9 protein-coding genes and 1 pseudogene are annotated in these 13,513 nt (G+C 61.3%); all 10 read left to right on the forward strand.

Annotation, left to right across the window (positions count from 1 at the left end; translation table 11 throughout):
* Nucleotides 1-379: 379 nt before the first annotated feature.
* Nucleotides 380-1,054 carry a uracil-DNA glycosylase gene (locus ACSQ2D_RS20975; protein WP_435987937.1) on the forward strand — a complete coding sequence of 225 codons (675 nt, stop codon included), beginning with the start codon at nucleotides 380-382 and terminating at the stop codon, nucleotides 1,052-1,054.
* 116 nt (nucleotides 1,055-1,170) lie between these two features.
* A complete protein-coding gene (locus ACSQ2D_RS20980) occupies nucleotides 1,171-1,419 on the forward strand; it encodes a DUF7669 domain-containing protein (RefSeq protein WP_435987938.1) in 249 nt (82 codons plus the stop codon).
* Nucleotides 1,420-1,677: 258 nt separating this feature from the next.
* On the forward strand, nucleotides 1,678-2,151 hold the full coding sequence (locus tag ACSQ2D_RS20985; protein WP_435987939.1) for a hypothetical protein: 474 nt from the start codon (nucleotides 1,678-1,680) through the stop codon (nucleotides 2,149-2,151).
* 224 nt (nucleotides 2,152-2,375) lie between these two features.
* A complete protein-coding gene (locus tag ACSQ2D_RS20990) occupies nucleotides 2,376-3,239 on the forward strand; it encodes an McrC family protein (protein ID WP_435987940.1) in 864 nt (287 codons plus the stop codon).
* Between the two features lie 523 nt (nucleotides 3,240-3,762).
* Entirely contained in the window at nucleotides 3,763-4,857 is a 1,095-nt protein-coding gene (locus tag ACSQ2D_RS20995; RefSeq protein WP_435987941.1) for a hypothetical protein, read from the forward strand.
* 675 nt (nucleotides 4,858-5,532) lie between these two features.
* Complete coding sequence (locus tag ACSQ2D_RS21000) at nucleotides 5,533-7,101, forward strand: type I restriction-modification system subunit M (RefSeq protein ID WP_435987942.1); 1,569 nt, start codon at nucleotides 5,533-5,535, stop codon at nucleotides 7,099-7,101.
* Nucleotides 7,098-7,625: pseudogene (locus ACSQ2D_RS21005) on the forward strand (restriction endonuclease subunit S); the annotation flags it as partial. The gene ACSQ2D_RS21000 and the pseudogene ACSQ2D_RS21005, both read left to right, overlap by 4 nt.
* 81 nt (nucleotides 7,626-7,706) lie before the next feature.
* Complete coding sequence (locus tag ACSQ2D_RS21010) at nucleotides 7,707-8,303, forward strand: restriction endonuclease subunit S (protein ID WP_435988020.1); 597 nt, start codon at nucleotides 7,707-7,709, stop codon at nucleotides 8,301-8,303.
* A gap of 5 nt (nucleotides 8,304-8,308) precedes the next feature.
* Nucleotides 8,309-10,054: a hypothetical protein gene (locus ACSQ2D_RS21015; RefSeq protein ID WP_435987943.1), complete on the forward strand. Its 1,746-nt coding sequence runs from the start codon at nucleotides 8,309-8,311 to the stop codon at nucleotides 10,052-10,054.
* Nucleotides 10,051-13,158, forward strand: coding sequence for a type I restriction endonuclease subunit R (locus ACSQ2D_RS21020; protein ID WP_435987944.1), 3,108 nt, complete (start codon nucleotides 10,051-10,053; stop codon nucleotides 13,156-13,158). Before ACSQ2D_RS21015 ends, ACSQ2D_RS21020 begins: the two co-directional genes overlap by 4 nt.
* Nucleotides 13,159-13,513 lie beyond the last annotated feature (355 nt).

Here is a 13,513-nt window from a genome sequence, read left to right on the forward strand (position 1 = left end):
AGTCACCAGGGACGGCCGTCACGACGACGCCGGACTGGGCGAGCGAGGGGGGATCGGCGCTGTGGAGTATCGACCGAAACGCGGCGGAAAGACGCCGTGCAAGGCGTATGACCTCGGTCTGCCCGAGGGCGGATGCGGGGGTGTTTGCCTGGTGCTGCTTGGACCCCGACAACCAGGCTCGGATGCCCTGACTGAGGAGGCCGGGGGGCGGAGGGAGTCGCCACCGGTTGAGGACCCGTTCGGGGGCCGCGGTTGAAGTGGGCATGGAGAGATCGGTCGGTCGCCGCCGTCGGCGAAGTTGAGGTTCTTGCCTACTCGCTCCGGCAGCCCGAGATGATGGCTTGGATGACGTAGCTGGTTTGACGATGAGGAGGACTGGATGCTCCCCAACGACTGGGATGTCGTCCTGGGTGACGCCGTGCGCTCGCGTAGCTGGTCAGAACTCACCGAGTTCGTCGATCAGGAGCGCAAAGCAGGCAAGGTGTATCCGCCGACGGAGAGCGTCTTCCGCGCGTTCGAACTGACCCCCTACGCCAAGGTGCGCGTTGTCATCCTGGGTCAGGACCCGTACCACAGGGAGGGTCAGGCGCACGGCCTTGCATTCTCGGTCGCCCAAGGAAAGCCCCCGCCATCGCTGCGCAAGATCTTCAAGGAACTCGAGCGGGACCCCGAGGTTGCTCCACCCGATGATGGAAACCTCGAAGGCTGGGCACGTCAAGGGGTTCTCCTCCTCAACGCGGCGCTCACCGTGCGTGCTGGCGCTCCCAACTCTCACCACGCCCGAGGTTGGGAGGACTTTACCGACGCTGTCATCAGGGCCATCAACAAGAAGTCGGATCGCGTCGTGTTCCTCCTCTGGGGCGGCCAAGCACAGAAGAAGGCGAGACTGATCTCGAACGAGAGGCACAAGGTCATTCGCGCCGCGCACCCGGCAGCGCGCGCGAGCGCTCACGATCCCCTCGTCGGGTCGGGCGCGTTCTCCCGGGCGAACAAGGCGCTAGTCGATGCAGGTCTGTCGGCGATCAAGTGGGATCAGGCTGCCCAAGCGTCCTGAGCGCCGAGTGAGCGCAGACGAGCGGCGGATCCACGCCGCCCTGCAAGCGGCGGTATGGGTCGCCAGATGGGCCGCGGCCACGGTCGTCGCTAGCTCAACGGCCATACCCTGAAGTCGTGACGGCTCGGGATGAGGTACTCGCGGCAGCCAAAGAGTTGTCGGCTCGGTCTGTCGACGGAGCCTTCACCGTTGATGAGGTGGTCGAGTACCTCGAGCGCTCAGGATCGCGATACCTGCCGTCGACCATTCGAACTCATGTCACGTCGCGTATGTGCACGAACGCTCCCGACCATCACGCAGTCACTTACAGGGATCTGGTTCGAGTCGACGCCGGCAGGTATCGACTCGATCAGGCGAGTCGCTGATATGACTCGGGCCGGGACGAATGCGCGTGGACATCGCGCGATAGGCGGCGGTGTGACGCACCTGTCGCCGCCCGCGTGGCCGTGACCACACCGGGCGGAAGTCGGCTCCCGGCCAGGAGCACCACAGCCGGCTTAAAGCGCCTCGGTGTGCATCGGAGGTGGTGTCCTTTGACTGCTTGGTTTCCTTCGATTCCTTGCTTTGCTGCTTTGTTGGGTTTAGGCTGGGGATGCTGGACGATTCGGAACCAGGAGCCCTATATGTACACCGTCGACCTAGACGAAGACACCTTCAACGCCATCCAACTGGCGGCACGACTGACCGACATCCCGCCGGGCCAGGTTGTTGCTCGCCTCGTCGCGAAGTCGCTGGCCAATCCTGCGGCTGCGCTGGCCGACCCCGCACCCGTGCAGGTGCCGGCGCAACTAGAGGAAATTGGCGAGCCCAATGAATGGGTGCCGATCTACAACGACTACGCGGGTGTGCGGACGAAGGCGCGGTTCTTTCCACTGACGGGCAGGGTAGAGATAACGTCCGGCCCCATGGCCGATCAACGCGCCGGAAGCCCGAGCCAGGCGGCGCGAATGGTCGTCGGTCACTACAAGCCTGATGTAGACCCGAACCGGAACGGCTGGACCTTCTGGGTCATCGATGATGGGTCCAACCGCTTCATTCAGTCGATCCGCCGCATCGACTCTCCTGACCAGCAGATTCCGCGCCTGCCCGCTTCATGATCGAGCCGGGGCATCCCTCGACAGATGCGCTGCTCTAGGTGCGAGCTGTTGCATTGCGACCTCATGACGCACCTGCAGCAGTTCGCGACGAGATAGGCGCTTTGGCACTTACCCGAAACGAGCGCACAGCGCAGCGTTGCCCTGATTCCGTCGCAGTTGGGGCGCAGGCGTCCAGACGCGGGCCCGACTCCGATGGGATTCATCATCCGCCGTGGCAGTCTGGCGTGTCGACCGTGATGAGCATGTGCGGCTCGATCGGGGACGCCTCGCAGCTAGTGATGCGCGGCCGGCTACGAGAGTCTGACCAGTTGCGGCGCCGCAGTGGGTTGGCCCTTCCGCTGGAGCTTCGGTACGACGAGTACTACGTTGACATCGCCGAGAACCGAGTACTTCGCGCGGCGACGGAGCGGCTGCTGCGTGTGCCTCGTCTGCCGTCGTCGATCTCGCGGCGGCTCCGGCATCTGCTGAGTCGCCTGTCTGATGCCGGACGGGTCGTGCCGGGTTTGCCGCTACCCGCCACCCCCACGACGCGGCTCAACGCGCGGTACCAGCCTGCGCTCGCGCTCGCGCGGATGGCGCTCCACGGCCGCTCGGTCGACGTGCTGGATGCGGGCGTGCGAGCGACTGGCTTTCTTGTCAACATGAACGCGGTTTTCGAAGACTTCGTCACCGTGGCACTTACCGAGGCTCTGGCTGCGTTCGGGGGCCAGTGCGTCGCACAGGACACAAGGCACCAATTGGACATGGCACGGAGAGTCCGCCTCAGGCCAGACCTCGTTCATTATGGGGCGAGCGGGCATCCAAAAGGCGTCGTCGACGCGAAATACAAGGCCGAGGGCCCGGCGGGATACCCCTACGCTGACCTGTATCAGATGCTTGCATATTGCACGCCGCTGGAGCTCCCCCAAGGCCACCTTGTCTACGCTGAGGGCGGCAGCGCTAGGGATATCGCGGGGCGCCACACGGAAATCACGATCGTCCAGCACGCTGTCGATCTGGGCGGCTCCGTGGCCTCGCTCCTTGATCGAATGGCTCAACTGGCACGAGAGCTGGCATCGACGGGGTCTCCTGACCCAATGCAAGTCTGACCTGTCCTTGGCGCCGGGCTGATGGGGCCAGTCGTGGGCTGGTCCTCGTAGCGGAGCATCTATAGGGCGCGGTGGGTTGGGTCAAGGGTGGCCGAAGGCCATCGCGTAGCGACGCCGGTGGCGCGCTTGACGCGCTCCGCCGCGCCCGGATGATGGGGAGCGGGGGGCCAGCTCGTCTCGCCACCACTGGGATTCGCTGAGCACGCGGGCGTGCCCGGGACAGCGCTGGGGGCGGGGGCTCGGTACGAATCAGACTTCTCCGTGGGCGAGCGGTGCCCATTTGGCGGGCTGGTGACCAAGGATCCTCCGCCCAGCTCGTGTGGCACCTTTTGCCGATCAGTCGCTAGGTGAATCTCGCGCGACGCCCAAGTCCAGATGTATAGAGCCCACGGTCGCCGACCTCAAGTCGGCCACGGACCCAAGCACGGTGGCGTCGATCCGTCGTGGAGCGGCTGCCGACTGGACTTCGCCAGATAATTGGTGACCATGCGCGACATGCCGCTTCTGTCGATAGCATCCAGCTGTGACGGGAAAGATATGGACGGTCGAGGCGCGCGGAAACATCATGCTCGACGTAATGCAGAGGGACCTCAACTTGAGCTACCCGCAAATGGGTAGAGAGATACGCGCTGCGCACACCGCGACCGTCAACATTTTGGCCGACAAGGGCGTCGACTATTCTCGACTGCGAGGCGCCTTGACACCGAGAAGAGATCGACACGAGATCGCTTTCGTTTTTGATTCGTCAGAGAGTGATGGATACGACTACGGTTCCGCAGTTCATGAACGATTGCTCGCGCTTTTGCCAGCGAAGGACTTCTCCTGCGCACTGCTCTCGGGAGACCTTCTTATCAGGGATCAGGATCTCGGATTCCTCTTGCTTGAGAGTGGACTGCGACTCCACAGGCCGGTGCGGGCATTTGGGCACACAAGTGAACTGTTCGCTATCTATGTCAACAACTTGACCCGTGGACGCGCGCAAGCTCTGCACCGCGGGCTACAGTCCTGGAAGGGATATGTTGGCTACATTCCGGCGACATATTCCTCGCCTGTTAAGGACTGGCTATCCACGACATTGAGCACGAGGTATCTGAAGTTGGACAAGACCTTCATCGGCACTCACGAGGATGACGCCAATAGCGCCGAGAACACCAATCTTCCAGGATGGCCGCTAGACCGGCATGGATTCTCCATCGTTAGCATTCCCACGATGTACTTTGACCTTCTCTTGTCCTACAAGATCGAGCGCCGGGTCGTACCGGGAGAGACTGATACATCGCACGCGTTGGCGGTCATATCCGATGACGCCTTGGATCTGAGCACTCTCGAAGTCGCGATTGACAGGGACAAAATGAACTACATCTCGTCCCATGGCGGTGGCTACCGAGCTGCAGGGCTCGAAGGCAACAGCTCGGCTGAGATGGCCGACCTTATACGAGCTCGAATTGGTGAGAACTACATTTACGAGTTGGAGGTCAAGGAGCATGATCAAGGGGAGACAAGCAAGTTCAACCTGATGCTGGAATTTCCTGGAACTCGCGGGGCCAGAGTGCGCATGCAAGCCACCATGGAGTACCTTCCGACAGACCGGACGTTGCGCCTAATCACGCTGTATTAGCGCTCACGCCTCAAGACCGGTGTCACCAACGTCATGAGCAACTACAGCTAGGCTCAAGAGTCGGCGCAGCTACTTGTGACGTCTCGCGAGGGGGGCGATATTGCTCACCTGAGGCTTGTTTTCGGTGGTTGGCGAGCGTTGCACGTCAGTCCCTTCCGTTGCTGGCGCGTGAGGAGACCGGTTCCACTCGGACTTCTCGCCGATATCGGCGCCTGGCAAAGCGCGCTGCCTGCGAGTCCTGGCGGATGATGGTGTGCCCGAGTCCGGTGGGGTGCGCGCAGGGCGCGAAGCGCCCGGAGCGCGGCCCCCCGCCGCTGCGGCGCGAAGCGCCGCCTTGATCCACTAGAGGCCGATTCGGCAGAGGTAGGAAGCTGCAATGCTCATGTCCTAGGCCGAAGTTGTCTGTCTTGGGGCACCGCTTCGCCGTTGACCGGATCCGCCAGTCTGGTCCGGAGCATCCCTTGACCCGGAGCGCTTGGTTCACTCCTCGCGCTCTTGGGCCCCACCCCTTGAAGAGGGACGGTGTCCTCGCCGCCATCAGCTCCAAGCTAGATCACGCCCTCCGTCATCCTGCGCGAATGATCCCGACGAGACCCTATGTGGCTCGAGTCCGACTGAGAGGGTGGCCCGCGCCGCTAGGGTGTGACTCTCTGTACGGATCGAGAGGAGCTACACATGGTGCGGGCCGCCAAGAAGGCAGCACCGGCAAAGTCTCTGGAGCGTCGCCTCTGGGATGCAGCGGATGCCCTCCGTGGGAACCAAGAGCCAAGTGAGTACAAGCACATCGTCCTTGGCCTGGTTTTCTTGAAGTACATCTCCGACCGCTTCGAAGCCCGGCGCCGCAACTTGGCGGCAGAGCTCACCGCAGATGGAATCCCGGCGGAGAGGATCGCGGAGTTCCTTGAAGCCCGCGACGAGTACGCCTCTCACAACGTGTTCTGGGTCCCCGTGGACGCTCGCTGGTCAACGATTCAGTCACGCGCGAAGCTGGCATCGATCGGCTCCGACCTAGACACTGCGATGGACCTCATCGAGAAAGAGAACCCGGTCATTCGTGGAGTACTCCCGCGAAACTACGGAAGGGAGGGCCTTGATAAGGGTCGCCTCGGTCAACTCGTCGACCTTATAGGGTCGATCGGATTTACCGAAACGGACGACCATGGCTCCGACGACGTCTTGGGCAGGGTGTACGAGTATTTTCTCGGCCAGTTCGCCGGCAAGGAGGCGGGCAAGGACGCCGGAGCGTTCTACACCCCTCGCAGCGTAGTCAAGACCCTTGTCGAGATGCTCGAACCGTTTGAAGGCAGGGTGTACGACCCTGCATGCGGATCGGGTGGAATGTTCGTCGAGTCAGCGAAGTTCGTGGAGGCCCACGGCGGTAACACAAATAGGATCTCTGTCTACGGCCAGGAGTTCACGGATACCACTTGGCGTCTGGCCAAGATGAACTTGGCGCTCCGGGGCATCGAGGCCGACCTCGGGGACCGTTCGGCCGACTCATTTACGCAAGACCTGCATCCAGACTTGCGGGCCGACTTCGTCCTTGCGAACCCGCCCTTCAACGTCAGCAACTGGTGGGACCCCAAATTGGCGGACGACCCGCGGTGGGAGTACGGGACCCCTCCCCCGGGTAACGCGAACTTCGCGTGGGTGCAGCACTTCATCTACCACCTGTCTCCGAGAGGCACCGCTGGCTTCGTTCTTGCCAACGGCTCGCTGTCTTCGAAGTCTGGTGGCGAGGGGGACATACGCCGAAGGATCCTAGAAGCCGACCTCGTCGACTGCATTGTTGCTATGCCCGACAGGCTGTTCTTTAATACGGGCATTCCCGTGTGCCTCTGGCTCGTGTCTAGGGAACGTTCGGGAAACGGTCACCGTGAGCGCGAAGGCGAGGTACTCTTCATCGACGCTCGCAAGCTGGGGCGCATGGAGAACCGCCGCCTCCGCGTCCTCGATGATGATGACATCGCCCAGATCGCCGATACGTTTCACTCTTGGCGGAGCCGCGACGGCGTATACGACGACATCGCGGGATTCGCGAAGTCCGCATCGCTGGCCGAGATTAAGGCGCACGACTTTGTCCTAACCCCGGGTCGGTATGTTGGCGCGGAAGAAGCTGAGGTCGACAGCGAGCCACTTGCCGACAGGATTGATCGGCTTACCACGGTGCTGTATGCCGAATTCCAACGAGGACGCCAGCTCGAAGACGAAGTCCGCCGGCGTCTAGGGAGCCTGCAGGGATGAGTTGGCGGCGTGTGACCCTCGGAGACCTCGAACTCGAGTCGGGGGGCACCATCCAGACAGGCCCGTTTGGTAGTCAACTGCATGCCAGCGACTACTCCGTCGTGGGGACTCCCGTCGTCATGCCCACGAACATACGGGATCTCCGCATCTCAACAGAAGGAATAGCGCGCGTCTCAGACGATCACGTTGAACGGCTGAGCCGGCATAAGCTTCAGCAGGGCGACATCGTGTATAGCCGCCGCGGTGACGTTGAGAAGTGCGCGTTAGTCACCGAGGCCGAAGCCGGTTGGTTGTGCGGGACCGGCTGCCTCCTCGTCAGAGTTGGCGGCGATGGTGTCGATCCTCGGTTCCTCTCGTACGCCCTCGCACTTCCGGAAACGCGGAACTGGATCAGTCAACACGCGGTTGGCGCCACAATGCCTAACCTAAACACGGCAGTCTTGCGAGAGGTTCCCGTCCGTCTGCCACCGATCGGAGAGCAACGCTCGATCGCCGCAACCCTAGGTGCCCTCGACGACAAGATCGAGTCGAACCGGCGCGCAGTCGGGGTCATAAGCGATCTCGCTGCAGCACGCTTTTCTGAGTGGCGCGGAAGGAGCGATGTCGTGAGTACAGAGACCTTTGGCTCCTTCGCTGATGTCTTTGGTGGGGCAACACCGAAGACCACTGAACAGTCGTATTGGGATGGGGATCTCGCGTGGGCAACCCCGACTGACGTTACGCGGCTGTCGTCACCCTACTTGTTGGCGACAACTCGCAAGATCACGGCGGACGGACTGCGGAGTTGCGCAGCAATCTTGCATCCCGTGGGGACCATCTTTATGACTTCGCGTGCCACTATTGGGGCATTCGCCGTGAACCAACTCCCCGCGGCCACCAACCAGGGCTTCATTGCAGTTCGCCCTCGCCGAGACGCTGATAGATGGTTCTTGTTCGAAGAGATGCGTTCGCGCGTGGCGGAGTTCCTCGATAATGCAAACGGCAGCACCTTCCAGGAGATCAGCCGCGGAACCTTCAAGGAACTTCCCTTGCTTGTACCTGCACCGGAGGCAATTGATGAGCTGGATACCGCGATCTCCCCGCTGCATGGCAAGGCGGCTCAACTGGCTCAGGAGTCTTCAGCCCTAGAGGCCCTACGCGACATGCTCCTGCCAGAGCTCCTGTATGGGCGCCTCCTCGGAGCCGGGCCGAAGGCTGGCTGATCAACTTGCCGATCACCGCCTGGACCGCTGTCGTTTCCGGAGCACTGTGCGTTCTTCTGGTCGTTGTCACCGTGCTTGCCGCACGCTCCGTGCAACGGCCGCCATCGACCAGTGGCGCCACGACGACGGACGATGCATGGCTCCTCCGAGCACCGTTGATTCCCTTGGTTCTGGCTGTGGTGCTGGGGCTGGTCTCGACATATGCTTTACTGCTCCTTTTTGCATTCGGGGCGCACGACTTCCGGCTGACTGCCACGGACAGTCGGGCGAGTCCCGTGGTTGTCGCAGCTACGCTTATCGCAGGCGCGCTGACAGCCGCATACGCGGTGCTTCGGCTTCGTGCGCACCTACTAGCTGAGACTCGGGGAAAACTGGATCTCCACGGGGACGCACGTGCCGACGAGAAGCACCGAAGCGAACAAGAGGATGCCCTAGTCGAGCGGTTTTCCCAGTCTGTTGCGCTGCTCGCCGCGGACCACGCAATCTCTCGAATCGCTGGAGCCCACTTAATCCTCGCACTCGGGGATGAATGGCCGGGTGGCGCGCAGCGTTGCCTTGATGTCCTGGTCTCGCACCTGAGGGGTCTTCGGGAGAGCAACAGTGTCGAGGACAGCGCGGTTCCTAGAGGGGTCCGAGAGGAGGTCCGCCTGATCACCAGGGGGCTGTTCTTTCGACTGTCCAAGAGCGAACCACGATGGGATGTACGCTCTGGCGACTTCAGCGGCACAGCTCTCGACGGCGTAGAACTGGACGAAGTGCTTCCGTTCTCAACGCTTGATCTTCGCGAAGCACATATCTTCGGGAGTCTCGCGATCCCAGCTACCTCAAGCCCCTTGGCACCACTTCTCGCGGGCCTTCGATGCGAGGGGGATTTGACGATCGAATACGCGCCGGGGTGGGGAGCGGTTGACCTGTCCAATGGATCCGTGCGTGGCTCCGTTAGCATTGTTGGTGAGGCGCTCGCCGGTGAGTTCAACGCGACGGGGTTGCGCGCGGGTGAATCTTTGAACCTGTCGTTCGAGACTTTCCGTGGTGACGTCTTGCTGGACTCATTGGACGTCCAGGGGGAGGTCCGTGTGGGGCTTTTGGAGCTGGGCGCGGCATTCGGGCTGGAGGACGCGCCTGTGGATCTTTCCCTGGTGGACGCCTCATTCGGGCTACTGGCGCTGCAGCGGCTGACGCGTGGGCCGCGACTAAACATGTCCGGCGCCACCGGGTCTGTCGACCTGGCGGAGTCCGTCTTCCCGTTCGAGGTGACTGCCAACGATCTGGATGCCTCGTCAGGGTTCAGCCTACGTGGGGCACGGTTTGGGGACGCCTTCGTCCTGGACGGAGCTAAGCTGCCTGAAGTCGTGGACATGGACGGGCTCTACTTGTCCGACTATGCGCGAAGTGCAATCGAATCGTCTGAGTTCCCTCTGCGCGCTCGCATGCTCGGTCTGTTGCAGGGCAAAGCCTCGTCCTCCGCCACTGCAGGCCACCACGATTTCGACTGGCGCGGCGCTATCGAGCCCCTTCGGGAACGAGCGGGTAGCAAGCTGATGAAGGAACTCGAGGGTCGGCTTACCCGGATTGAAGCGAACCTTCCACTTGACTGGGCCAACAAGGCGTCCTTTGCCGCGCAGGTGGCGAGCGAAGTGTCTCGCGCAGTGGCCCGGGTCGGAGCCGCTCCTGACATTGAGCGTTCCCTGCAGTCGTCTCTTCGGGACCTGATCCACCCTTCTCCACTTTTGGGCGGGCCTCCGAAATGAGCACCATTAGGGAATCCGTTGTTGAGGCTGCGGCAATGGAGTGGTTCGCAGAACTTGGATTTACGACCATCCTTGGTCCAGAAATCGGACCCGGTGGCAGGTTCCAAGAGCGTTCGTCCTGGGATGAGGTCTATCTCCTTGACCGTCTCAGGTCCGCTTGCCGTCGTATCAACCCAGAGCATGTCGACCTTGTCGACGAGGCGATTAATAGGCTTCAGCGAGCCGAGTCGCAGTCAGAGATGTTGGAGAACTTTCGCCTCCACACACTGTTGGTCTCTGGTGTGCCGGTTGAGCATCGTGGCTCGGATGGGCAGGTGCGAACTTCGTACGTCCGTCTCGTCGACTTCGACGATCCAAGAAACAACGACTGGCTGGCGGTCAACCAATTCTCCATTGTGCAGCACAAGGTTCGTCGACCCGACATTCTGGTATTCGTCAACGGATTACCGCTTGCCCTCTTCGAGTTGAAGAGCCCTGCAGATGAACACGCGACCCTGAGGAGTGCATGGAACCAGGTTCAGACCTACCGGAGTGACATTCCAGCCGTCTTCACGCCCAATGCGGTGACCGTGATTTCCGATGGGACGTCTGCAGCAATGAGCTCGTTCAGCGGCAATTTCGAACACTATGCACCATGGAAGACAGTAAACGGCCGTGATGTCATCTCTAGCCGCCCCGCGCTGGAGGTCTTGCTTAAGGGCGTCTTCGATCCGGTTCGCTTCTTGGACCTGGTGCGAAACTTCATCCTGTTCGCAGATGAGCGCTCAAGCAGTTCGGCGGGATTGGTCAAGCGGGTCGCCAAGTACCACCAGTACTGGGCCGTTAACGCGGCGGTGGAGTCCACAGTTGCCGCAGCAGGTGATGGTGGCGATCGACGTGGTGGCGTCGTGTGGCACACGCAGGGCTCAGGGAAGAGCCTCGAGATGCTCATGTACGCGGCCAAGGTGATGCGCGACCCGCGGATGGGGAACCCTACCCTCGTCTTTCTGACCGACCGTAACGATCTTGATGATCAACTCTTCGGCGAGGTGTTCGCCCCCGCTGAGATTCTGCCAGAAAGGCCGGTGCAGGCCCGTTCCCGGGCGGGTCTGCGCACTCTGCTGCAGCGCTCCTCCGGGGGAATCGTCTTCACGACTCTTCAGAAGTTCGCGCCGTTAGCCGGCGATGATGTCAATCCGGTGTTGACCGAGCGTCGTAACGTAATCGTTGTGGCCGACGAAGCCCATCGTTCCCAATACGGATTCTCCGAGAAGCTGGTCCACGACGGCACATTGAAGTCTGGCATGGCCAAGCACATGCGTGACGCACTACCTGGCGCCACATTTCTGGGTTTCACCGGAACGCCGATCGAGACTGGGGACAGGTCCACGAGGTCGGTCTTCGGCGATTACATTGACGTTTACGATTTGACGCGCGCGGTGGAGGATGGCGCCACGGTCAAGATCTTCTACGAATCCCGGCTGGTGAAGGTTGCCCTATCGGAGATCGACATGGATGCCCTTGACGAGCTCGCGGAGGAGATCACCAGCGAGGTCGACGAGAAGGCAGCCACTTTGGCGAAGTCAAAGTGGGCACGATTGGAGGCGGTCGTGGGGGCCGAGGATCGGCTCGATCTGATCGCCCGTGACATCGTCGAGCACTGGGAGAAGCGTCGCGAGGCTCTGCTCGGCAAGGGAATGATCGTGACAACGTCACGACGTATTGCCGTGCGGCTTTACGAGAAGCTCGTGACTTTGCGTCCCGACTGGCACGCCGACGACCCAGCCAGCGGACGCATCAAGGTAGTGATTACAGGCTCGGCCGCAGATCCGCCTTCCTTCCAGCCGCACCTCTATACCAGAGAGGAGCGTCGAAATATCAAGGCCCGCGCGAAGAACCCCAATGATGGATTGGAGTTGGTGATCGTCCGGGACATGTGGCTCACGGGCTTCGACGCGCCGTCCATGCACACCATGTATGTCGATAAAACAATGCAGGGGGCGGGTCTGATGCAGGCTATTGCGCGCGTCAACCGTACGTTTCGGGACAAGCCTGGTGGGCTCGTAGTTGACTACATCGGCCTGTTCGCGAACCTGCAGAGGGCTCTCGTGGAGTACTCACCTTCTGATCGCGACCAAGCCGGCGTGCCTATCGAAGAACTTGTGGACGCCATGCTGGAGAAGCACGACGTGGTGCGGGGCCTTTTGCACGGCAGCGCGTTCAACTCCGCTTCCGACCTACCGCCTGCACAACGACTCGCCGAGCATGCGAAAGTCCTTGACTTCGTTATGGCTGACCCCGACCGACAGAGGCGCTTCCTTGATCAGGTGCTGGCGCTCGCCAAAGCTTACGCTATTGCCGGAGCGCGAGAGGAGGGCGCTGCGATTCATAACGACGTGCGCCTTTTCACAGACGTTCGCGCGGCGATTCTCAAGATTCTTAATTCCGATTCTGGCCGAGGTGGATCAGGAACCGTCGAAATTGACACTGCCATCGGGCAACTCGTGAACGAGGCCGTAACAGCCGATGAGGTCGTTGATATCTACAGGCTCGCCGGGGTCGAGGAGCCTGAAATCTCCATTCTTTCGGACGATTTCCTCGACTCCTTGGTGCACAGAGACAAGCCCAACTTGCAGCTCGGTTTGCTTCGACGGATCCTGAGCGATCGCATCAAGACGATATCTCGCTCCAACTTGGTGCAGTCCCGAAAGTTCTCTGCGCAGCTCGAAGAGGCGATAAGTAAATACACCAACCGATCGCTGACCACCGCCGAGATAATTGCCGAACTGGTGAGACTGGCCAAGGACATAAGAGATCAAGGCAACCGACACGAGCAGCTGGGACTATCCGAAGCGGAAGCCGCCTTCTACGATGCGATCGTTCAGAATGAGTCGGCTGCGCTTGAACTCGGCGATGAGAAACTCAAGAAGATCGCCGCCGACCTCGTTCAGTCCGTGCGTAGCTCAGTCACGATTGATTGGAATTATAAGGAATCCGTAAGAGCCGGCCTTCGATCCAAGGTCCGTCGGCTTCTAGCCATAAACGGATATCCGCCGGACCTCGAAGACCGGGCCATAGAACTGGTTCTCGAGCAGGCTGAACTATTTGCGGGCGCCGACAACTAGGATATTCGTTGACCAGTTGCGAAGGACGGTGAAAAGCTAACGTCTTCGGTTCCAGCCGAAACATGAGCCGCCTTCGACGCCTCGCGGACGTGGACGTACTACTCCAGAACGGGTCGAGGTCACGCCCGGCTGATCGGCGGAGAGGCACCCGGTTGACCCATGACCGCAACGGCACGTCGTCAGCCGTGAGGATGGTCGAGGTCGGTTCGGAGACCCCGCTGCATGCCAGGAGGACCTTGCCCGGCTCGCTGATCCAGATCGCTTCGCCGTCGGCCTGCCCGAGGTGGGAGGGCGCGTCTATCTGGGCGGGATGGGCTACGTGCAGGGAGTCCATTGCTCAGCAGCGAAACGGCCG

It is taken from the genome of Terrabacter sp. LjRoot27, from assembly GCF_964254175.1.
GTDB lineage: Bacteria > Actinomycetota > Actinomycetes > Actinomycetales > Dermatophilaceae > Terrabacter.

Excerpts from the sequence above, each read along its gene's own strand:
- ACSQ2D_RS20975 (WP_435987937.1), top strand. The coding sequence starts at position 380 with ATGCTCCCCAACGACTGGGATGTCGTCCTGGGTGACGCCGTGCGCTCG.
- ACSQ2D_RS21000 (WP_435987942.1), top strand. The coding sequence starts at position 5,533 with ATGGTGCGGGCCGCCAAGAAGGCAGCACCGGCAAAGTCTCTGGAGCGT.
- ACSQ2D_RS21020 (WP_435987944.1), top strand. The coding sequence starts at position 10,051 with ATGAGCACCATTAGGGAATCCGTTGTTGAGGCTGCGGCAATGGAGTGG.
- ACSQ2D_RS20985 (WP_435987939.1), top strand. The coding sequence starts at position 1,678 with ATGTACACCGTCGACCTAGACGAAGACACCTTCAACGCCATCCAACTG.